Raw genomic sequence first — 20495 nt, 5'->3', positions numbered from 1 at the left:
CCAATCTTCAAATTATTGGTCGTTCGTACCTTCCGGGAACAGCAGTCCAAATGCAATCCGGCGTTCAAGCTCGGGCACCATGGAGGTATGGACATGCTTCAATTGCGTATAAGCGTCAAGAGAATGCTTGCCCATCTCGCGGCCGATGCCGCTCTGCTTATAACCGCCAAACGGTGCATCGTTGCGCAGCATATGCCAGTCGTTGATCCAAATGACACCGGCTTTAATTTTGTGTGCAACGTCATAGGCTTTGTTGACATCCTGAGTCCAGACACCACCCGCGAGGCCATAGATCGTGTCATTGGCCATACGGATAGCTTCGTCCACATCGCTGTAGCGGATAACTGTCAGGACCGGACCGAATATCTCCTCCTGTGCAATGGCCATGTCGTTGGTGACATCCGCGAAAATCGTCGGCTCTACGAAATACCCGTTTTCGAATCCTTCGACCACCGCTTCTTTTCCTCCACACACCAGACGCGCTCCTTCGTTAATGCCGGTTTCGATATAGGAGAGGATGGTCTCTTTCTGCCGTTGAGAAATGACGGGGCCCATGGCAGTCGATTCCTCCAATTGATTTCCGATCTTCAGTGTTTTTGTCAGTTCGGCAAGCTTTTCGACCACGGCATCATAGAGCGAATCCGGAACAAACAGGCGAGTGCCCGATTCGCATAATTGGCCGGAATGGAGAAATACACCGAACAGGCTGCCCGGCAAAGCGATTTCAAGGTCCGCATCTTCCAATAAAATATTCGGCGACTTGCCGCCAAGTTCAAGGGTGATATTCTTGATTGATTCGGCGGCGATTTTCATGATGTTGCGGCCGACTTCAGTAGAACCGGTAAAGGCGACTTTACCGACTTTCGGATGGCGCACGAGCGGTTCGCCGACTTCTGTGCCAGATCCGGCGACGACATTGATGACGCCTGGAGGAACAACCTCCGAAATGATTTCTGCGAGGCGCAGAGCAGTCACCGGTGTATGGCTGGCTGGTTTTAAAACGATGGTGTTGCCGGTAGCGAGAGCAGGCGCTATTTTCCACGCGGCAATCAGTAAAGGCATATTCCAAGGGGTGATGGCTGCGCAAACGCCGATCGGCTCCCGCCAGACGAAGTTATGGGCAGGCCCTGGAAACAGGGGGGAAGGCAAGGTTTCGTTGAACGGATAGTCCACGACGAATTTGGCCATTTGCTGAAACAGGTCGATGATGCTCATGATGTCGTTTCCTGCAATGCGGCGCACGGTGCCACCGGAAGTCAGGGATTCCAAGTAGATGAGTTCATCTTTGTTCATGGCGATGGCATCTGCAATCCGGTTTAAAGCATCGGCTCTTTCCAGTGGGGCCATTTGGCTCCAACCGGAATTCTCAAAAGCGCTATGAGCCGCTTCAACTGCCTGGTCGACTTCTGCTTCCGACCCTTTCGCAACTTTGGCGACGACTTCACCTGTCGCGGGATTATGGACGTCAAACGTCTCGCCGCTTGAAGAAGAAACCCAAGCGCCGTTGATGAAATGTGAAAAGTTCTGAACTCCAACTTGAATAGACATGGCTTTACCTCCAATTGAATTTTTCTGTCAGACAGGCTATGATGGAACTGATCTGTGAAAAGACGGAATATTCCAATAAAAATGTAAGGGCTTACAGTTGAAGCTTAGAATAGGGCAAGAGAAAAGTACATCCCTGAAAATGTAGGGGTAAAGAGGGGGACACTCATGCAAGGGTTACCGGTTTCTGTAGAGGAATATATCAATGGTCTGATAGGTGCAGAAAGTCCTGAGGAAAAAATCAGCCGGATTGTGGAAGGGTTTTTCAGTTTCTTTCCTTTTTCCAGGCTGTCCTTATTTTCTTATTCTCCCATCAATTTCGTAGGGGAATTGATTTTTTCGCTGCATGCCGATGGGTCGACACTCAACCAAGATGCCATCCGGGAAGACATTCGGACGATCCAGCCTATTTACGACGCAATTCTGGACAAAAAAGCAAGATACATAACGGTCGGCGAAAATAAATCTGAGCTGCCTGCAAAGTATGTCGAAAAATATAAATTGTCTTCTGTCCTTGTCGTCCCCATCAAAAAAGGGGCGATGGTCATCGGCTGTGTGTTGATCGACGGCTACAAAGGGGAAGGCAGTGTAAAGGAAACACTGGTCCAACTGGTGGAGAACTATTTTGGAAAAGCCTTCAACAAATTGTCTTTCATCAATGAGGAACAGGTGGAGCATAAGTTGAGCAAACGGGAAATTGAAGTTCTTGAACAGCTGTCGCTCGGATGGAGCACGAAAGAGATGGCGTCGAATATGGGGATCAGTGAATTTACGGCAAGGGATTATATTGCCTCTGCCATGAAAAAATTGAACGTCAGGCACCGGGCACAAGCTATCGGAGAAGCGATCAGGAGCGGATTGATCTCATAGGTGAATTCACTGAAAAAAGAAGAAGCGGTGGACTGGGTCCATCGCTTCTTCTTTCTAACAGGGTTCATTGCTTTTGAAGAGATTTGTAATAAGCTCCTTTTTCCGCATATTCGCGGACGATCCGTTCCATGTCGATCTTATCGTCTTCGCGGAGTTCACGAACGACTTTCGCCGGGCGTCCAAGAGCAAGCATGCCCGGAGGGATAACTTTACCGGGCGGCACCAGGCTGCCGGCTCCGACGAATGCGCCTTCACCGACTTCTGCGCCATCCAGGATGACGGACCCCATCCCAACTAAGGCACCTTTACGGATCGTGCAACTGTGAAGGGTCACCTGATGGCCGATGGTCACTTCGTCTTCCAGAAGCAATGTCTTGCCAGGGCTTTGGTGCAGCATGCAAAGATCTTGGATATTGACTTTATTGCCGATAACCGTTGGAGATACATCGCCGCGGATGACGGTGTTGAACCAAACCGATGATTCAGCACCGATGGTTACATCGCCAGAAATGGTCGTGTAGTCTGCGATGAAAACAGTTGGATCGATTTGGGGGAATTTGTCTTTATATGGATAAATCATGGCAAAGCTCCTTTAAAAAAGATAAGATATTCTATAATCGTAACAAATCAAATCGAAACGTCAAATAGGAAATCAGCAATAAGAGTCGATTGGCGAAGAAAGGAAGTCGGACTATGTGGAAATGGCAGGCGGAAGGAACAGCAAAAGCAGTAGTGGTATTGATCCATAATGCGTACGAACAGCATATGCGCTATGCGTGGCAAATTGAGAAATGGCGATCGGCAGGGTTTCATGTCTATACGGCTGATCTGCCGGGCCATGGCAAGAACGCCGGAGCGGATCATGTCCACCGGGAATCGTTTGAGGATTATGAACGGGCAGTGAGCGAAATGCTGAAGCTATCATCGGAAAACGATTTGCCGGTGTTTGTCATCGCGCACGGCCTTGGAGCTACAATCGCCATGAATGTCCTCGGCAACCGAAAATTTAATGTAGCCGGAGCCATCTTTACGTCGCCGTGGCTTCAATTGAAAAAATTGCCCCCTAAAGCACCCAATGCTTTTCCCGGCGTTGCACAATTGACGGGCCGCAGAAAAATGGATCATGGAATCGAGCTTCGGCATCTGACCAGAGACCAATTTTCCTTTGACCAGGAAACGGAAAACAAGTTGTATCATTCGGTCATCACGGCAGGGTGGTATAAGGAATTGCAGGGCTATATGAAAGAAACTGCGGCCGCTGTCGAGCTGTATCCACAGATTCCCACCTATCTGCATACAGCAGAACGGGATATGATCACAGAAGTGGAAGCTTCCCGGCAGTGGCTAATGAAGCAGCAGCTGACCGAATTCAGTTACAAGGAATGGAAATTCTGCTATCATGATATTTTTCAGGAACCCGAAAAAGAAGAAGTCTTTCTGGCTACGCAGGCTTTTATCCACACCGTTCTGCGTTCTGTCGGTTACCTGATCGAAGAAAACGTATAAATTATTGCCAGGGGGTTTTTCTTTATCTACTGGTCGTATACGCGGGACAAAGGAGTAGATCAAAATGGCTTTAAATTACAGCATACTGGACCAATCCCCGATTTCAGAAGGCAGTTCCCCCCAGGAAGCCCTGAAGCAGACGGCGATCCTTGCACAAAAAGCCGAGCAATGGGGCTATACCCGGTTTTGGGTGTCAGAGCACCACGATGCAACGACTCTGGCCGGCTCTTCTCCGGAAGTGTTGATTGCACATCTTGGAGCCGTGACCAAAACCATCCGGCTCGGTTCGGGGGGCGTTATGCTGCCGCATTATGCGCCTTTTAAAATTGCGGAAAACTTTAAGCTGTTGGAAGCTTTGTATCCAGATAGAATTGATGCAGGAGTCGGAAGAGCGCCAGGAGGCATGCCGCGTGCTTCCTATGCTTTAAACGAAGGCAAAAAGCGGGACACCAGCCAATTCCCGAGGCAAATCGACGATCTTCGCATGTACCTGACGGATTCCATACCGGAAGAACATCCATATTACGGCATGAAAGCGACACCGGTAACCAAGCACAGCCCACCAATTTGGGTGCTGGGTTCGAGTGAAAACTCAGCGCAGCTGGCAGCGGAAAAAGGGCTGCCTTATATGTTCGCCCATTTCATCAACGGCGAAGGCGGACAGCAGTTTGCCAAAGAATACCGTGATCGCTTCAAGCCTTATAAGGACAGTAAACCTTATGTCGGCTTTGCTATTTTTGTGGTCTGCCAGGAAACACCGGAACAAGCGGAACGAGTCGCTTCGTCAATGGATCTTTCATTGTGCATGGGAGCGCAGGGGATGCCTTCAAAAGGTACGCCACCGCCTGAAAAAGCAATGGACTACCCCTATTCCAAATTCGAAAAACTGCTGGTCGCCGAAAACCGCCGCCGGATGGTCGTCGGGACACCGGAACAGGTAGTGGACAGGTTGGAAGACTTTGCAGACGAGTATGGAGCAGACGAAGTGATGCTGGTTTCCTCTGCCTATAATTTTACCGACAAACTAAGAACCTTCCAGCTCGTAGCGGAAGAAATGAAGAAGCGCCGGTAGGAGAGTTCCTATCGGCGTTTTTGGGGGAGTATTGGACATCCCGGAATGGCCAATGATCCTGTTGTAGCTTAATGCATTTCAAACTAGTTGCTAAAAGAGGCACAAGGAGCCTGAACATATAAATAATGAAGGTCATAGCCGATTTTTTATTCAGTATTTTTATTTCGTGAATCCATCCCATTACTTTGGTGAACTAACCACTCTCTCAAAGTACGGTTAAATTGCTGTGCTTTTTGCACGGGCCAAGCATGCTGGGCATCAGAGATTAACCTGGTTACCGCGGTCGGTATGAACTGCGGGGCTATCTCGATGGATTCCAGAATGCCTCGCGATTCCTGATCTCCCGCAACTATCAGACACGGACTATCGATATGCCCATATGATTCATCCAGACGAAACTGCATGATTTCTTGCCAGATGGTTTCGTATGTTTCTTTAGTCAGTAGCTGATAGTCCGCTATGAACTCAGCCGATTTATTGGGAGGCAAATGGTAGTAGCCATGAGCCAGTTTGTTGAGATATCGGTCATTCCTGATGCCTCGTTGAACTATTCGGGATTGTATTTTAAGCAAGAACTGGAACTGCATGGGTTGGACGGTAATACCGCTGATGAATGTGCTGAGAATCTTTTCAGGGTAATGTTTTGCTAATTCTAAAGCAACATGGCCTCCCAATGAAATCCCTACAACATGGATCTTTCGACTTTTTATCACGTGTTGTGCAATCAGATTTGTAGTATCCGCCAAACTTAACCAAGGAGTGGAGACGCTTTTTCCATGTCCGGGTAAATCTGCCAGAATAACTTGATAATCCGAGAATGCTGGTTCTTGTTGCCACCACATCCAACGGCTCGCTCCAAGTCCATGAATAAAGAGAATGGATTCGTTTCCGTTGAAGGAGGTCTCCGTATAATCAATCATGTTTAAAATCCCCTAACATTTAGATTTACCACTTTTCCAGCAAAAGCAATGTTTGATAAAATTCTGCTCATTAAACTTATTGGATTATATTCACTGTATAAAGACTGGATTCTCAGTTTAAATCATTTCTAAACCTCTGAAGCTCATTTTGAGGTTACAGTGGCCAGAATAGTTGCGGCAGCAGGTTAACGTCGTGATTGGATTTTAGCAGTTCGCCTGAAATTTGATCTGTATGAATAGTTGAAACGGCTGTATTGAAGAGAAATGTTCCAGTCGGGAAAAAGTCGTAAACGACGATTGAAGCGTAAACTTCTAGAGGGAAATGTTAAAATAAATACTAAGTTAATGAGGGGAGGAAAAACAATGAACAGTAACTCAGGTACTCCTGCTGAATTGATGAAAGCCGCTGTCTTACATGAATTCGGATCTGAAGGACAACTGGTCACTGAAACCATTCGGTTACCTGATGTGGGTGATTCCGAAGTATTGATCAGAGTAGAATTTGCAGGGATCGGGCAATGGGACATCTTTGAAAGAGAAGGCGGTTACGCGGAGATGCTGGAAATGAATGTGAAATTCCCTTATGTGCTGGGATCTGAAGGTTCAGGAACAATCGTTTCGATAGGCAAGGAGGTAAAAGGGCTTGCAGTAGGTGATAAAGTAATGGCGACAGGATTTCTGAATCCTAAAGGCGGTTTCTATGCGGAGTTTGCCGCAATCGACCAAAAGTACGTAACGCATCTCCCACCGTCTATCAGTATTCAAGAAGCGGGTGTTATTTCAGGAGTAGGAATAACGGCTTTGCGTGGTTTGGAAGATGTCCTGCAGCTGAAAAAAGATGAGTCGATCGTTGTGTTTGGAGCGAGTGGCGGAGTTGGCCATTTGGCCGTTCAGCTCGCTAAGCAGATCGGTGCGAGGGTCTTTGCTATTGCATCAGGAGCTGATGGTGTTGAGATGCTCCAGAAGCTTGGCATTGAGAATGCAGTGGATGGCTATAAGGATGATCTGCTGTCTGCAGCGAAAGCGGTTGAACCGGAAGGGTTTGATGCAGCTTTATTGACTGCAGGCGGGGAAGCCGTTAAAACGATTGCCCAGATGATGAAAGCGGATGGGCGAATCGCCTATCCGAACGGTATTTTTCCACTGCCGGAAAGTGATGAAGTTAAGGCCGTTGCTTACAATGGGGATCCCGATGCGGATATACTAAGCCGGTTTACCCATTACGTGAAGAGTGGAAATATCAGAGCGCATATCGATCATTCCTTCCCATTGGAACAAGCGTCTACAGCTCATTTTGCTTTAAAGAAACATTATGTAGGGAAACTGGGATTGAAAATAAGTTGAAATTTTGCAAAGCATTATATTCACTAAAGTAAGCGGAAAACATAGAGTTATGTTTTCCGCTTACTTTAGTGAATAGATGGAATTAGACCTAAGAAACCAGCTTCAATCCCACTGCCGCACCTAGCACCATCGCAATAAAGAAAATCCGCTTCCAGTCTTTGGATTCATTGTAAAATAGCATGCCGATTATTGCTCCGCCAGAAGCGCCGATGCCGGTCCAAATCGCATAGGCTGTTCCCATGGCCAATGTTTCCATAGCGTAAGCCAAAAAGACAAAGCTCGACCCGAATCCGAAAATCAGCCACACAAGAGATTGCCAATTGCGGTCTTGGTGCAACTTGTTGATCATGGCCACACCGAACATTTCAAATAGCCCAGCTAACACTAATGCTGCCCACGCCATTACGCTTCCCCTCCTTCAGAAACCGGATCTTTGGTGACCAGTTTCAACCCGATGACCCCTGCCAACAGCACGCCGACCAGCAGCAGTTTTGCGCCACTGAAGGCTTCGTTGAAAATAATGATTTCAGACAGCACCGTACCGGCTGTCCCCAGACCGACAAAAACCGCATAGACGGTTCCGACCGGTAACTTTCGACCCGCCATGATCATGACGGTAAAACTGATGACAATTGCTATAACGGTAATCATCCAATCCCAGAATCCATCGGCATGTTTCAGGCCGATGACCCAAACCACTTCAAACATCGCCGCCATTACGACTTTCAACCAATTCGAATTCATCTTATCCACCTCCTTATGGTGTTCACAGAAACTAAAAAAAGCCTGGGAGAACTGTAAAAACAGTTTCTCCCAGGCTTTTGTCCTTCCGTGGCACAGCAGAGCTGTGAGTTTTCTCTCGGACCAGGCCAGCTTGTTTGCTGCGGAACCCTAGAAAACATTTCAGATATGCAATTAGTCTATAGTGTATCTGCTTTGCAGGAATCTTTCAATGAAACAGCTTTTGATACCTGTGCAGATGAACAGCTGGGGATTCAAAGAGAGTCTTTCGATTTCGTGCGCATGACGCTAGCCAGTTGTTTTGAGTTCGAATCCTCTTCCTGCTGCAAGCGGTCGATGATATTCTGGTAATCCGATTCGTTGCGGTTCTGGCTCATTTTATAGGCAGCTTGAACTTCCCTCACTGGAATTTTGAATCCAACGATCCCTTTCAGTTCTTTTTCCAGCAATGAAGAGGAGAGTGTATCCCATAGGACAGGATTTTCACGATGGCCTTCATGTTTTTCCATCAAGCTTGTCAGGTCCTGTTTCAGTTCGTCTTCCGTTAAAAGTTGAGCGGTTCCATAGATATGGACAGCCTGATAATTCCATGTCGGAACGTTTTCCTGTTCGTACCAGGAAGAAGAGATGTAGGCGTGTGGTCCCTGGAACATGACCAGAACATCTTCACAGGCCTCAAACGTCCGCCACTGTGGATTTCCGTAAGCCATATGCCCGGTTATGAAGAACTCTTTGCCTTCTTTTATCAGCTGCAAAGGAAGATGGGTGGCAATCGGCTTTCCTTTTTTGGTAGTGATGAGCGTTCCAAAGGAATTCTGTTGAACAAACTCGCGGATTTCCTCAAAATCGCTGACTTTAAAATGTTTTGGAGTATACATGTCATTCCGCCTTTCAGGATAGAGTTAATGGAGCGGCTTAACCAGGATCAAATCGACTTGTTCATCATCCCCCATGAAGAAGGAATGGGATCCTGTCTGCACAAATCCTTTTTTTCGGTAAAACGCAATCGCGTTGGCGTTTTCTTCCCATACCCCGAGCCAAATGTTCTTTTTGTTCTGTTCCCTTGCCAGTTCAATCGCTTTGTTCATCAAAAGCTTTCCGAAACCATATTTCTGGAAAGCCTTTTTTATATAAATCCGTTCGACTTCGAGGGAGTCATCTCCCATGGACTCTGTCTGTGCATCGTCGGTATTGAGCTTCAGGTATCCAGCCACTTCCTGATCTGAATAAATGAAAAAGAAAGAGGAAGAAGAGACGGCGAGTTCCTGTTCGAGTTTGCCCAGGTCATAGGCCTTGTCCAAATAAGCCTGAAGGTCTTCAGACGAGTTCTGTTCCTTAAAGGTCTCGGTGAATGTCTCGATGCTGATGGCTTGAAGTGCGTGAAGATCGTCGCGTGTACATTTTTTAATCATCGTTGTCATATGGGTTGCCGCTCCTTCAGTCGATTAATAGTCCCGCTTGCTGCCTTTTTTTACAGATTCCCAATCCTTTTCAACGTTCTTGCGGATGCGCTGGAGAAGATCGAAAGCAGTTTCGGCTTCTTTTTCCGACAAGCCGCTTAAAGCAATATCGTTGGAATGGGCATTTTCTCTTTTGATGATTGGATAGACCGCCTGCGCTTTTTCCGTTGGATAAAGATGTTTGTTTTTTTTATTATGCGGATCGTCTTTCTTTTCAATAAAACCATTCATTTCAAGTTTCTGGAGTGCACGTGTTGCAGTGGATTTATCCACTTTGATCAATTCCAATAGCTGTGCCTGGATGATTCCGGGATTTTCACAGATTCGAACGACGTATAAATATTGTCCCTTGGTCAGGTTGAACTCTTTAAATTCGATATTGCTGATGGAATCCAATGCCCTTGCTATCATGCCGATTTCACGCAAAATCTCTTTCATAACAATCTCCTCATTCAATAAATTTGCCGGTAAATGCGCTGGAAAACGGGATGAATAGAATATATCATCAATTAGTTGCATTTGCAACAAAAATATAGAGCGAGCAAATGAAAAGCTGTTTGCTGTTTGACAGAGGTCTCTGGCTCCTTTTCAACCTTCCTCTCGGATGCTGCAATTACTCCTGGGGAAAGACATATGTTACTCTGAAAATAGACAGACTTTGATATGAATAGGAGGAAATAAAATGGCGAAAGAATATCAGGAACTGGTAGAAAACCGCATCTTCATTGGCGGTGTAGCCGATGCAAAAGGGGCGGCAGAAGCCGAAAAGATTGATGTAGTCGTCGACTTGCGTGCAGAAGCGGCAGAAGGGGATTACGACTATGTCCGGATCCACAGTCCGATAGTTGATGATTCCGACGAACAGCAGGATGAATCGATTAAGAAAGCGATTGACCAAGTAGTGGATGCCTATAATGATGGAAAGAAAGTCTATTTCCACTGTGCAGGCGGAAGCAACCGGGCCGGTACTGTAGCGATCGGGACACTTCTGGCACTCGGCAAAGCGGATACAGTCGAGGAAGCAGAAGCCCAAGCAACTGCTATACGACCGGTCATCATGGTGAAGCCACAATTGAAAGAGTCTCTCGAACGCATTTTTTACAAAGACTAGCCTGATTGCATTGGGGTAAAGAATGTAAAAGACTGCAGAAATTTTTCTTCAAGTGGACAGCCAAAGGAGGATATTCAATGGACAAATCCATCAAAGCTTTTGTATTCGATGTCTATGGCACTTTGTTTGATGTAACGGCGGTCAAAAAAGAATGTGAGGATCTCTATCCGGGGTACGGTGAAGAAATCAGCCAATCCTGGAGGGCCAAACAAGTCGAGTATTTCATGCTGCGGCAGCTCATGGGCAATTACGCTACCCTCCAGACCATTACACATCAGGCATTAAAGTATGTGCTGAAGGAAAATGACCTGCAATCCAGTGAGCAAACCGAGCAGAAATTGATGGTTGCTTATCTACATCTGCCGCTTTACGAAGAAGTGGAGGGAGTTCTAAGCCAACTGAAAGACAATAATTTGGTGGTCTTTTCAAACGGTTCCCATGATATGCTGGATCCATTGATCGAAAACGCGGGATTGACCGGTGTTTTTGAGCATATCCTCAGCGCCGATGAGATTAAGGAGTTCAAGCCGGCACCGGCATCCTATCAATACGCATCGGATAAGCTTGGCCTGGCAAGCAGCGAAGTCCTATTTATATCCTCAAATGGATGGGACATATCAGGTGCTAAAAACTTCGGCTTTCAAACGGCTTGGATCAACCGGAAGAACCTGCCGGTGGAAGAACTCGATTTAGAGCCGGACTATATGTTTGATGATTTAAACAGCTTATTAAAGTGGAAATGAAGATTTTTGAGTGCAGTTGAAACCATCTGAACTTAAAAGTAAAATAATTCGCAATTCCGACAAAAATGTTCTTTCTAAAAACCCCGCGCCATGCTATTGTATTTATACAACGAAATATACTTTTGACTTCACGTCAAAGGGGAGTAGCTTTAGGGAAACCTATTTCACAATCGTCATTACATGGTTCAACGCCATCGGTTGTGATAGCAGAAATTTGCTTAGCGAGACCTTTGCCTTTAATTAGGCAAGGGTCTTTTTTGTTGGAAAAAATTAAGGGGATGAGATGAAATGGAAGCGATTTTATTGGAGTATGTATGGGTACTGCTGGTATTGATAGCGTTGGAAGGATTGCTTGCTGCAGACAATGCAGTGGTCATGGCGGTTATGGTGAAGCATTTGCCGAAAGAGCAACAGAAAAAAGCGTTGTTTTATGGATTGGTCGGAGCGTTTGTTTTCCGATTTGCTGCATTGTTCATGATCACCTTGCTGGTCGATGTATGGCAGATTCAAGCTTTGGGAGCCGCATACTTATTGTTTATTGCTTTCAAGCATATATACGACCAGAAGAAAGGAAAAGAACATTCCATCGAACCGGAAACGACAAAAGGTTCAGGATTCTGGATGACGGTATTGAAAGTGGAACTGGCGGATATTGCTTTTGCAGTTGACTCGATGCTGGCTGCCGTTGCCCTGGCGATTACTTTGCCGCATCTGGGAAGTATGGAAATCGGCGGAATAAATGGCGGACAATTCGCCGTCATGCTGGCAGGCGGAATCGTGGGCCTCATCGTCATGCGTTTTGCAGCCCATAAATTCGTCAAGCTGCTGGCAAACTATCCGCAATTGGAAACGACTGCTTTTGTGATTGTCGGATGGGTAGGCGTCAAATTGACCGTTCTTACGTTGTCACATGAAAAACTGGGTTATCTGCCATATGATTTTGCGCATTCAACAGAATGGAAACTGATTTTCTGGGCAGTGCTGTTGGGAATTGTGCTAGTAGGCGCTTTAATCAGCATCAAGAAGAAAAAAGAGCAGGCAGCTTAAAGATTGGTTCAGCTGATATACGGAAAAAAAGAAAGGAAGATCGGATGCCGGCCGGCATCCGATCTTCCTTTTTTCTTATTGTTCTGTATCAAGCAATTGGCCGGTTTCTTCATCGTAAAACCTGAGCAAATCGCCATTGATCACTTTTTCTGAATATCCAAGTTCTTCGAAAGCACGCTCTGCGAACGGCGCACATAACTCCTGGTCAATTGCTGCACCTGTTCCATTTTCGTAGCAGGTATTGCCGGCATAGACATATTCTTCAGTGACAAAGCGGCCGTCACGGAAAATAGCAAACTCTTCATGTTCTTCGGAAAACAGATCACTTCCGAACTGCATATCCGTATTGGATTCTATTCCCATCAAATTGAGGATGGTCGGGCGTATATCGATTTGTCCGCCAATTTCTTCATTTACATGGCCTTGTCCCGAACCGGGAATATGCACGAAGAAGGGGACCCGTTGAAGCTGTGCCGATTCATAAGGCGTGATTTCTTTTCCAAGGTATTGGGCCATGGCTTCATTATGATTTTCTGAAATGCCGTAATGATCGCCATACATGACGATAATCGAATTTTCGTAAAGGCCTTGTTCTTTCAGATCATCAAATAACTCCTTTACCGCTTCGTCCAGGTAACGCGTCGTCTGGAAAAAACGGTTGAGTGTACCTGAATTGGAGTCGAACTCATCGATCAGTTTGTCTTGTGGATCCAAAGTGAAAGGATAGTGATTGGTCAATGTGATCAATCGGCTGTAAAAAGGCTGCGGCATCTCTGCCATATGGGCAACAGACTGTTCGAAAAAGGGGATGTCTTTCATTCCCCAATTGACTGCCTCGCCTTCTCCGACTGTATAGCTTTGGATATCGAGGAACTCGTCCACGCCCAACGACTCATACATCATGTCGCGATTCCAAAAACTTTTGCTGTTGGCATGTTGGACATTGGTTGCATATCCATGCTTGCCAAGCTTTTCTGCCATCGAGTTATAGGTATTGCCGCCGTGCGTAAAGAATACGGCTCCTCCGCTTAACGGATAAAGGGAGTTTTCAAGCAGAAATTCGGAATCTGATGTTTTGCCGAGACCCGTCTGATGATAGAAATTAGGGAAGTAAACCGTGTCCTCGTCTTTCGTCAACTCATTCAGAAACGGCGTGATAGTTTGGCCGTTCATTTCCTCATTCATAGTGAAAGTCTGCATGGATTCCAGTGTCACAACGATCAAGTTCTTGCCTTTCGCAATCCCGAACATGTCTTCAGACGGTTCGACTTTATTGGCTCGAACGTAGTTTTGGACATCCGTCAATTCTGAACCATCCGCAAAAGCCCGTTGTGCCTGGGACTTGGACTGCACGTAAATATCATACAAATGATAATTGTAGATCCCCAGATTCTTCACCAGCATTTCCCGGTCGAAACTGCGGGTCAATAATTGAGGACGTTCGGCTTCAGCTAATCCAAGATTCAAAAATAAAATAGCTGCAGAAAGAACAAAGTAGGCTTTCCGCGCAGTGGTCTGGGATTTTGTGTTTTCTTCTTTGATCTTCAGTAATTTTACGGCAAGCAACAACAGGATGAAATCACTGAAATAAAGGATGTCTGTCGGATAGATGCTTGCGGCGGCACTAGTGCCGAGGTCTCCAAAGTTGTCGGTCTGAAACAGCACCGGCAACGTGATGAAATCGTTGAAGAAACGGTAAAAAGCGATATTGCCATACAAAATAATGGAAGTGACGAGGGTCATCGCCAGCAAATACCGGTTTTTATTTTTGGGCTTCTTGAAGAACAAGGATAACCCGTACAGGAAGAGAAGCAAGCTCAGCGGACTGAGAAACAGGATGGCTTCCTGCATGCCGTTATCAAGCGTAATCGAAAACCCTGTTTGGTAGGCGATATAAGTTTTCAGCCAGGTAGCGATGATAGCGATTGCGAGTATCGTGTGTTTTGGCCATTTTTTAGTTAACATCTAAATTCTCCTTTTAAATGAGCGCCAAGCTTTAATTTTCCAAGTAACGGTATAAAGTGGATTTGCTGATGCCGGTCTTTTCCTTGATTTCTACTAAACTGTATTTTTTGCTGTTATACATTTCAATTGCCTTTTTGACATTTTCATCTGCTTTTCGAGGCCGGCCAGAGACGGCGCCTTTGTCTTTAGCCACAGACAAGCCGGCTTTGGTTTTCTCACTGATGGCATCACTTTGAAAATCAGCCAGGCAGTGAAGTATTTTAGTGAAAGGGTATGCCATATCGTTTTTGGTTTCAATATTTTCCTGAATGGAAAGAAGAGACAGGCCTTTTGTTTCAAGCTTATCCAAAAGCTCCACTAAGTGGCGTGTTGAGTCCGCAAATGTATAAAGTTTTGAAACGACTATTTGGGTACCGAATTCCGCATCTTCCAACATTTTGTTAAGTTGTTCACGGTTTTTAGGAGAGGCATGTTCTTCTGTATATAGTTCAGTGCAGCCTGCATTTTTCAGGAGCAGCAATTGGTTTCGGCAATCCGAATCTTCGGCGCTGGGTCTTGCATATCCAATCAACACGTTAAAATCCCCTCACATTCCAATTTCTATCCATCATACCATAAATACAATAAAAAAGTCCCAAAAAGGTACTATTTTGGGTAATAAGGTGATACACTAATGCCATTGTTGGAAGAGCACGGCTTTTATGAGAGTTAAAAGCCATCAAAATAAATAATAAGAGAGGTAAGATATTGTGTGGAAAAAAATTAAAACGGAGTGGTTCGGAAATGTACGGGGGGATGTCCTTGCGGGGATAGTCGTCGCTTTGGCATTGATTCCGGAAGCCATCGCCTTTTCCATCATCGCCGGTGTCGACCCAATGGTGGGATTATATGCATCCTTCAGCATCGCGGTGATCATCGCGTTCGTAGGTGGCCGTCCAAGTATGATTTCGGCCGCAACTGGAGCCATGGCTTTGTTGATGGTGCCGCTCGTGCGGGAACACGGCCTGGAGTACTTGTTGGCAGCCACCATCCTAACAGGCGTCATCCAGATTTTTTTCGGCGTCTTTAAAGTGGCGAAAGTGATGAAATTCATCCCTCGGGCTGTCATGATCGGCTTCGTCAATGCACTTGCCATCCTGATCTTCATGGCGCAGGTGCCGCATTTCATCGGCATCAATATACTGACCTATGTCTTTGTCGCAGTGACGTTGGCAATCGTCTACATTGTTCCACGGTTTTCCAAAGCGATACCAGCGCCGCTCATTGCCTTGGTTCTTTTAACCACTGTCGCCATCTATTCAGGTTTCAATCTCCGGACAGTAGGGGATTTAGGAACCATCAGCCAGACCTTACCGACTTTCCTATTGCCGGATGTGCCGGTTAACCTGGAAACCTTGATGATCATCCTACCGTACTCACTGGCTTTGGCAGTGGTCGGCTTGCTGGAATCGTTATTGACCGCCAATATTGTCGATGATATGACAGGCACGACCAGTGACAAAAACAAAGAATCCAGAGGGCAGGGGATTGCCAATTTCGTCACCGGATTTTTCGGCGGAATGGCCGGTTGTGCTATGATCGGACAATCCATCATCAACGTCAAGTCAGGTGGCCGGGGAAGATTATCAGCGCTCGTTGCCGGTGCTTTCCTGATGTTCCTCATCCTTGTCTTAGGGAACGTGGTTGTCCAGATTCCGATGCCGGTTTTGGTTGGTATCATGATCATGGTTTCCATCGGCACCTTTGATTGGTCGTCATTTACGTATTTGAAAAAAGCACCGAAAGCCGATTCGATCGTCATGGTCGCAACCGTTGCAATCGTTGTTTATACACATGACCTTTCCATCGGTGTATTGGCCGGCGTGCTCTTGAGCGCCATCTTCTTTGTCGCCAAGATCTCGAAAATTAAAGTGAAGAAGAAATTACTCGAAGCTACGCATTATGAGGTGAGCGGCCAATTGTTCTTCGCCTCGGTTGAAGATTTCCTTGAGAAATTCGATTATGACGCAGAAGGTCAGAAAGTCATCATTGATTTCACCGAAGCGCATATTTGGGATGATTCCGGTGTCGGTGCCGTTGACCGCGTCGTCTTGAAGTTCAGGGAAAACCGCAATGAAGTGGGAATTATCGGCTTGGATACAGGCAGCCAAAAGCTGATCGATCAGCTGGCGATCTTTAACAGCGAGAATGCCAAATTACCAAGCCATTAAAACCTTAAGGAGTGTTGAGGATGTATAATCGAATATTGCTGGCAGTGGACGGTTCGGAGCACGCAGAACGTGCGGCAAAAGAGGCCGTAAAGTTAGCCTCAGGTTCACCAGAGTCTGAAGTGACCATCGTGTTTGTGGCAGACTATGACAACGCCAAATACGAAGTGCTGCACAGCGGCAGTTCTGTCGAGCTGGATTTGAAGCGCAGAAAGAAACTTCAACCAATCGAAGAGGCATTGGCAACCGGAAACATCAATTACAAGCTGGAAATCCTACACGGCACACCGGGGCCGACAATCGTCGCATATGCCAATAAAGAAAAATTCGATGTCCTGGTCATCGGCAGCCGCGGGTTGAACTCACTGCAGGAAATGGTTCTTGGCAGTGTCAGCCATAAAGTTGTAAAGCGCGCAAATTGTCCGGTTTTGATTGTGAAATAACAGCAGTATGGAAAGGAGCTCTAAATGGGCTCTTTTTTTCTTTGGAAAAAGCAGGGATGCGAAGAAAATCTGCTAGAGGGGAGTAACTCTGCACACATTCTCGACAACTCGATTTTATACTAGCAGCATGAGCAGTTTACAAGACGAATATTGATTGAGAGGTGGATTCCGTTGGCAAAAAACCAAGAAAATCAACACAGTCATGCAGAACATTCACATTCCACTGAAAAACCTAGTCATCATCCAGATAGGAGACAGGACGAATCGACCATCCAAGAAGAACAGGGTCAGTCAACTCCTGAAAAACATGGCAATCACGGACATCACGGACATCACGGACATGAAGAGATGGTAGAGGATTTCAAGAAGAGGTTCTTTGTATCTTTGGTCCTCACCATTCCAATAGTGGCATTGTCCCCGATGATTCAGCATTTTATGGGAGTCGACTGGCGTTTTGAGAACGATCTGTACATCTTATTTGCCCTATCGTCTATCGTTTTCTTTTATGGTGGTTGGCCATTTTTAACCGGCGGCATCAGCGAACTGAAAGAAAAAAATCCAGGCATGATGACTTTGATCGCTTTAGCCATCAGTATTGCTTACAGCTACAGTACCTTGGTCGTTTTTGGGTGGGATGGCAATCAGCTTTATTGGGAACTGGCGACACTTGTGGTTATTATGCTGCTCGGCCACTGGATTGAAATGCGGTCAATTATGGGAGCATCGAATGCATTGGAGCAGCTGGTGAAATTAATGCCGAGTGAAGCGCATAAATTGGATGAACACAACCAAGTACAAGATATACCGTTATCCGAAATCCGCCATAAGGACCGGGTATTGGTGAAGCCGGGGGAAAAAGTTCCGGTGGATGGGTTAATTCTTGAAGGGAAATCAACAATTGATGAATCGATGCTGACTGGGGAATCTGTTCCTATCGATAAAACAGAAGGCGATGGCGTCATTGGGGGATCGGTGAACAAAGAAGGTTCCTTGATTATTGAAGTGGAGAAAACAGGGGAAGAATCGTATTTGTCCCAAGTCATCATAATGGTGAAAGAAGCGCAGGAGTCTAAATCCAGAACACAAGACCTCACGAATCGTGCGGCCAAGTGGCTGTTTTATTTAGCTTTGGTTGCTGGCTTCGTCACGTTATTCGCCTGGTTGGCGTTCGGATATGCGTTTGATACCGCCATTGAACGGATGGTTACGGTGATGGTCATTACCTGTCCGCATGCTTTGGGTCTGGCAGCGCCGCTGGTGGTTGCTGTCTCCACATCCATTTCCGCTAAACAGGGGCTGCTGATCCGAAACCGTGCAAATTTTGAAGGAGCACGAAATCTGGATGCAGTGGTATTTGATAAAACCGGCACATTGACAAAAGGTGAATTCGGTGTGACGGACATCGTCACTGAAAGCAACTATACTGATGAACACCTGCTGCAGTTAGCAGCAGCAATCGAACAAAATTCGGAGCATCCGATTGCTGCAGGCATTGTTGCATCCGCCAAGGAAAAAGAGATACGGATCGGCCGAGTGAGCGATTTTGAATCGATTACCGGCAAAGGCATCCAAGGGACAGTAGATGGAAAGAAAGTCAATGTTGTCAGTCCCGGATATATGAACAGCAATGACTTAAGCTATAGCAAGAAGGATTTTAATGAGCTATCAGAAGAAGGGAAGACCGTTGTCTTCGTCCTTGTGGTGGATCAGCTTGCCGGTATGATTGCTTTAGCTGACATCGTTCGGGAAACCGCGAAAGAAGCTGTAGCGGCCCTTAAGGAAAAAGGCATCCATTCCATCATGCTGACTGGAGATAACCAAAAGGTGGCGGATTGGGTAGCGAAACAACTGGGCATTGATGAAGTCTATGCAGAAGTGCTGCCGGATGATAAGGCCAACCAAATCAAAAAGATAAAAGATAAAGGTTGGAGAGTGGCGATGACCGGAGATGGTGTAAATGATGCGCCTGCACTCGCAACCGCTGACCTTGGAATTGCAATCGGAGCTGGAACGGACGTAGCCATGGAAACGGCTGATGTTGTGCTTGTAAGGAGCAATCCGAACGATGTAGTGGCGCTGATTGAACTTTCCAAAAAAACCTATCGGAAATTGGTGCAGAACTTATGGTGGGCGACTGGCTATAATATTTTCGCGATTCCACTAGCTGCAGGTGTTCTGGCGCCTTGGGGAATTGTCATCAGCCCAGCAATCGGGGCGGTTTTCATGAGCCTAAGTACCGTTATTGTCGCCATCAATGCCAAGTTGTTAAAAGCGTGAAGTGTCTAGCTGGATTAAAATGAAAAAAGCCGATTTCCTTTTGCCAAGAGGAAATCGGCTTTTGTCTGTCATTTACATTTTCCTTTAAACAGGCAAACTGAACTAATATAGATTTGTTTTAGTACTGGTGCGTGTCAGCCGAAAGTGGAACCCTATCTTTTGCAAAAGGCAGTTCATTCTCTTTCGTGTACGGAATGTTTGGATTCGGTGTTTTAAAAAAGGGAAAAGATGGTATTGATAAACTAATCAAGTGATGATAAAAATTCAACCTCTATAACAAAGTACATAGAAAAGCTGCTCTGTTCCATGGTATGGGCAGAAAGACCTTGCGCTGATGTCAAAGGGAATCTAATTCACAACAACCTATGGAGGAAGGTTGAGTTTTATGAATACACAAAGCAGAGTCGATGTTCGGTTGTTACGGGCAAGTCATTTTCTGGTGGTTTGTCTTCTGTTAGGGAGCTGCAGTGAAATGAATGAACAAATGACGCAAGAAAAAGAAGCGCAGGAAAAGTCGGCGGAAGAACTGGAGATTTCTCATGAGGTCGGTCAACAAGAAGAAAAGGCAGTTGGAGAAATGGAAATCGTAAAGGTAGAAACGATAGTTACAAGCCATGAAATCGGCGGCGAGCTCCTCAGGCGTTTACAAAAAGAAGGATGGGAGATGGTGGTTCTTTCATTGAAAGATCCAACCGAAATCAATGTGCCATCGGATGACTTTAACGAGCCGCATGTTGCACATGCCGTATTAAGCAAATATGATTTTTCTATGAATTATGCCTGGCTGGAAATCAATGAAGTGAACAGCAGATTCAATGAAATCTGGCAAAGCCATTGGGGAGTTTTGGTCACAGATCCGGAATCGCTGGATGAAGATGCATTGTACAATCATTTGACGAGCATACAACGAAAATATGAATCGTTGCTGAACCGAATAAGGGTGATGGAATTTAAAAGCTCGACAGCCCATGCCCAGCATCTGCACGATTATAAATTATATTTGGAAGGAGCTATTCTTTACCGAATAGAGGCAGCTTCGCTTCTTTTGGAGGCAGTGGAAACAGGTCAACGGACGAATGCTCTCATGGATAAAGCTGCAGCTGCAGCGGTTGATTCCGAAGTTTATGCAAAGATGTCTGATTCAGAGTTGACGAATTATGAACGGAGTTTTCGAACAGACTCAAAATGGAATCCCGAATGATCAATTGTTCGTCTAACAGAAAAACGCCGAAAGGGACGAGGTC

At 46.0% G+C, this 20495-nt stretch carries 21 protein-coding genes and 1 riboswitch; of the genes, 11 read left to right on the top strand and 10 right to left on the bottom strand.

Annotated elements, in window-relative coordinates; genetic code table 11:
* Positions 1–12: 12 nt before the first annotated feature.
* Positions 13–1548: an aldehyde dehydrogenase family protein gene (locus ACRC6Q_RS17565; protein WP_431467162.1), complete on the bottom strand. Its 1536-nt coding sequence runs from the start codon at positions 1546–1548 to the stop codon at positions 13–15.
* 165 nt (positions 1549–1713) lie between these two features.
* Between ACRC6Q_RS17565 and ACRC6Q_RS17560 the strand changes: the two genes are divergently transcribed.
* A complete protein-coding gene (locus tag ACRC6Q_RS17560) occupies positions 1714–2415 on the top strand; it encodes a helix-turn-helix domain-containing protein (RefSeq protein WP_431467161.1) in 702 nt (233 codons plus the stop codon).
* Between the two features lie 64 nt (positions 2416–2479).
* Here ACRC6Q_RS17560 and ACRC6Q_RS17555 read toward each other — a convergent pair whose 3' ends face one another.
* The gene (locus tag ACRC6Q_RS17555; protein ID WP_223642078.1) at positions 2480–2995 is read right to left on the bottom strand and encodes a gamma carbonic anhydrase; all 516 of its coding nucleotides are present in this window, start codon (positions 2993–2995) and stop codon (positions 2480–2482) included.
* 113 nt (positions 2996–3108) lie between these two features.
* On the opposite strand from ACRC6Q_RS17555, the gene ACRC6Q_RS17550 reads away from it, so the two are divergent.
* A complete protein-coding gene (locus ACRC6Q_RS17550; RefSeq protein WP_223642080.1) occupies positions 3109–3921 on the top strand; it encodes an alpha/beta hydrolase in 813 nt (270 codons plus the stop codon).
* A 64-nt stretch (positions 3922–3985) separates the two neighbouring features.
* Positions 3986–4993: an LLM class flavin-dependent oxidoreductase gene (locus ACRC6Q_RS17545; protein WP_223642082.1), complete on the top strand. Its 1008-nt coding sequence runs from the start codon at positions 3986–3988 to the stop codon at positions 4991–4993.
* A gap of 146 nt (positions 4994–5139) precedes the next feature.
* On the opposite strand, the gene ACRC6Q_RS17540 is transcribed toward ACRC6Q_RS17545, so the two are convergent.
* Positions 5140–5913: an alpha/beta fold hydrolase gene (locus ACRC6Q_RS17540; protein WP_223642084.1), complete on the bottom strand. Its 774-nt coding sequence runs from the start codon at positions 5911–5913 to the stop codon at positions 5140–5142.
* A 363-nt stretch (positions 5914–6276) separates the two neighbouring features.
* On the opposite strand from ACRC6Q_RS17540, the gene ACRC6Q_RS17535 reads away from it, so the two are divergent.
* On the top strand, positions 6277–7257 hold the full coding sequence (locus tag ACRC6Q_RS17535) for an NADP-dependent oxidoreductase (RefSeq protein WP_223642085.1): 981 nt from the start codon (positions 6277–6279) through the stop codon (positions 7255–7257).
* 88 nt (positions 7258–7345) lie between these two features.
* Here the strand turns inward: ACRC6Q_RS17535 and ACRC6Q_RS17530 are convergent, their stop codons facing one another.
* From ACRC6Q_RS17530 to ACRC6Q_RS17510, 5 genes are all read right to left on the bottom strand, one after another.
* Positions 7346–7660 carry a DMT family transporter gene (locus ACRC6Q_RS17530; RefSeq protein WP_223642087.1) on the bottom strand — a complete coding sequence of 105 codons (315 nt, stop codon included), beginning with the start codon at positions 7658–7660 and terminating at the stop codon, positions 7346–7348.
* Complete coding sequence (locus tag ACRC6Q_RS17525; protein ID WP_431467160.1) at positions 7660–8001, bottom strand: DMT family transporter; 342 nt, start codon at positions 7999–8001, stop codon at positions 7660–7662. The genes ACRC6Q_RS17530 and ACRC6Q_RS17525 overlap by 1 nt, the downstream gene beginning before the upstream one ends.
* A 64-nt stretch (positions 8002–8065) precedes the next feature.
* A riboswitch (guanidine-I (ykkC/yxkD leader) is annotated at positions 8066–8163 on the bottom strand.
* An 89-nt stretch (positions 8164–8252) separates the two neighbouring features.
* A complete protein-coding gene (locus ACRC6Q_RS17520) occupies positions 8253–8876 on the bottom strand; it encodes an FMN-binding negative transcriptional regulator (protein WP_431467159.1) in 624 nt (207 codons plus the stop codon).
* A 24-nt stretch (positions 8877–8900) separates the two neighbouring features.
* A complete protein-coding gene (locus tag ACRC6Q_RS17515; RefSeq protein ID WP_431467158.1) occupies positions 8901–9419 on the bottom strand; it encodes a GNAT family N-acetyltransferase in 519 nt (172 codons plus the stop codon).
* A gap of 24 nt (positions 9420–9443) precedes the next feature.
* Positions 9444–9896 carry a MarR family winged helix-turn-helix transcriptional regulator gene (locus tag ACRC6Q_RS17510; protein WP_223642102.1) on the bottom strand — a complete coding sequence of 151 codons (453 nt, stop codon included), beginning with the start codon at positions 9894–9896 and terminating at the stop codon, positions 9444–9446.
* A gap of 244 nt (positions 9897–10140) precedes the next feature.
* Between ACRC6Q_RS17510 and ACRC6Q_RS17505 the strand changes: the two genes are divergently transcribed.
* From ACRC6Q_RS17505 to ACRC6Q_RS17495, 3 genes are all read left to right on the top strand, one after another.
* A complete protein-coding gene (locus tag ACRC6Q_RS17505; protein WP_431467157.1) occupies positions 10141–10569 on the top strand; it encodes a protein-tyrosine phosphatase family protein in 429 nt (142 codons plus the stop codon).
* 77 nt (positions 10570–10646) lie between these two features.
* Positions 10647–11312 (top strand): haloacid dehalogenase type II, encoded by a 666-nt coding sequence (locus tag ACRC6Q_RS17500; protein ID WP_431467156.1) that lies wholly within the window; start codon positions 10647–10649, stop codon positions 11310–11312.
* 288 nt (positions 11313–11600) lie between these two features.
* On the top strand, positions 11601–12359 hold the full coding sequence (locus ACRC6Q_RS17495; RefSeq protein WP_431467155.1) for a TerC family protein: 759 nt from the start codon (positions 11601–11603) through the stop codon (positions 12357–12359).
* Positions 12360–12434: 75 nt separating this feature from the next.
* Here the strand turns inward: ACRC6Q_RS17495 and ACRC6Q_RS17490 are convergent, their stop codons facing one another.
* Positions 12435–14324: an LTA synthase family protein gene (locus ACRC6Q_RS17490; RefSeq protein ID WP_431467154.1), complete on the bottom strand. Its 1890-nt coding sequence runs from the start codon at positions 14322–14324 to the stop codon at positions 12435–12437.
* A gap of 31 nt (positions 14325–14355) precedes the next feature.
* On the bottom strand, positions 14356–14898 hold the full coding sequence (locus ACRC6Q_RS17485; protein WP_431467153.1) for a recombinase family protein: 543 nt from the start codon (positions 14896–14898) through the stop codon (positions 14356–14358).
* Between the two features lie 175 nt (positions 14899–15073).
* On the opposite strand from ACRC6Q_RS17485, the gene ACRC6Q_RS17480 reads away from it, so the two are divergent.
* From ACRC6Q_RS17480 to ACRC6Q_RS17465, 4 genes are all read left to right on the top strand, one after another.
* Positions 15074–16534 carry a SulP family inorganic anion transporter gene (locus ACRC6Q_RS17480; RefSeq protein WP_431467152.1) on the top strand — a complete coding sequence of 487 codons (1461 nt, stop codon included), beginning with the start codon at positions 15074–15076 and terminating at the stop codon, positions 16532–16534.
* Between the two features lie 20 nt (positions 16535–16554).
* Complete coding sequence (locus ACRC6Q_RS17475) at positions 16555–16974, top strand: universal stress protein (protein ID WP_431467151.1); 420 nt, start codon at positions 16555–16557, stop codon at positions 16972–16974.
* Positions 16975–17322: 348 nt separating this feature from the next.
* Positions 17323–19251, top strand: coding sequence for a heavy metal translocating P-type ATPase (locus tag ACRC6Q_RS17470; protein ID WP_431467170.1), 1929 nt, complete (start codon positions 17323–17325; stop codon positions 19249–19251).
* 472 nt (positions 19252–19723) lie between these two features.
* On the top strand, positions 19724–20452 hold the full coding sequence (locus ACRC6Q_RS17465; RefSeq protein WP_431467150.1) for a hypothetical protein: 729 nt from the start codon (positions 19724–19726) through the stop codon (positions 20450–20452).
* The last annotated feature ends 43 nt before the right edge of the window (positions 20453–20495 follow it).

The sequence above is a fragment of the Planococcus sp. SE5232 genome (assembly GCF_050686535.1).
Lineage (GTDB): Bacteria > Bacillota > Bacilli > Bacillales_A > Planococcaceae > Planococcus.
The sequence above is the reverse complement of the archived record's forward strand: the minus strand, read 5'-3'. Positions and strand labels throughout refer to the sequence as shown.

Coding starts and splice junctions, on each gene's coding strand:
- ACRC6Q_RS17490 (WP_431467154.1), bottom strand. CDS start 14,324: ATGTTAACTAAAAAATGGCCAAAACACACGATACTCGCAATCGCTATC.
- ACRC6Q_RS17545 (WP_223642082.1), top strand. CDS start 3,986: ATGGCTTTAAATTACAGCATACTGGACCAATCCCCGATTTCAGAAGGC.
- ACRC6Q_RS17565 (WP_431467162.1), bottom strand. CDS start 1,548: ATGTCTATTCAAGTTGGAGTTCAGAACTTTTCACATTTCATCAACGGC.
- ACRC6Q_RS17535 (WP_223642085.1), top strand. CDS start 6,277: ATGAACAGTAACTCAGGTACTCCTGCTGAATTGATGAAAGCCGCTGTC.
- ACRC6Q_RS17555 (WP_223642078.1), bottom strand. CDS start 2,995: ATGATTTATCCATATAAAGACAAATTCCCCCAAATCGATCCAACTGTT.
- ACRC6Q_RS17540 (WP_223642084.1), bottom strand. CDS start 5,913: ATGATTGATTATACGGAGACCTCCTTCAACGGAAACGAATCCATTCTC.
- ACRC6Q_RS17530 (WP_223642087.1), bottom strand. CDS start 7,660: ATGGCGTGGGCAGCATTAGTGTTAGCTGGGCTATTTGAAATGTTCGGT.
- ACRC6Q_RS17525 (WP_431467160.1), bottom strand. CDS start 8,001: ATGAATTCGAATTGGTTGAAAGTCGTAATGGCGGCGATGTTTGAAGTG.
- ACRC6Q_RS17560 (WP_431467161.1), top strand. CDS start 1,714: ATGCAAGGGTTACCGGTTTCTGTAGAGGAATATATCAATGGTCTGATA.
- ACRC6Q_RS17515 (WP_431467158.1), bottom strand. CDS start 9,419: ATGACAACGATGATTAAAAAATGTACACGCGACGATCTTCACGCACTT.
- ACRC6Q_RS17475 (WP_431467151.1), top strand. CDS start 16,555: ATGTATAATCGAATATTGCTGGCAGTGGACGGTTCGGAGCACGCAGAA.
- ACRC6Q_RS17500 (WP_431467156.1), top strand. CDS start 10,647: ATGGACAAATCCATCAAAGCTTTTGTATTCGATGTCTATGGCACTTTG.
- ACRC6Q_RS17520 (WP_431467159.1), bottom strand. CDS start 8,876: ATGTATACTCCAAAACATTTTAAAGTCAGCGATTTTGAGGAAATCCGC.
- ACRC6Q_RS17505 (WP_431467157.1), top strand. CDS start 10,141: ATGGCGAAAGAATATCAGGAACTGGTAGAAAACCGCATCTTCATTGGC.
- ACRC6Q_RS17465 (WP_431467150.1), top strand. CDS start 19,724: ATGAATGAACAAATGACGCAAGAAAAAGAAGCGCAGGAAAAGTCGGCG.
- ACRC6Q_RS17550 (WP_223642080.1), top strand. CDS start 3,109: ATGTGGAAATGGCAGGCGGAAGGAACAGCAAAAGCAGTAGTGGTATTG.
- ACRC6Q_RS17470 (WP_431467170.1), top strand. CDS start 17,323: ATGGTAGAGGATTTCAAGAAGAGGTTCTTTGTATCTTTGGTCCTCACC.
- ACRC6Q_RS17510 (WP_223642102.1), bottom strand. CDS start 9,896: ATGAAAGAGATTTTGCGTGAAATCGGCATGATAGCAAGGGCATTGGAT.
- ACRC6Q_RS17495 (WP_431467155.1), top strand. CDS start 11,601: ATGGAAGCGATTTTATTGGAGTATGTATGGGTACTGCTGGTATTGATA.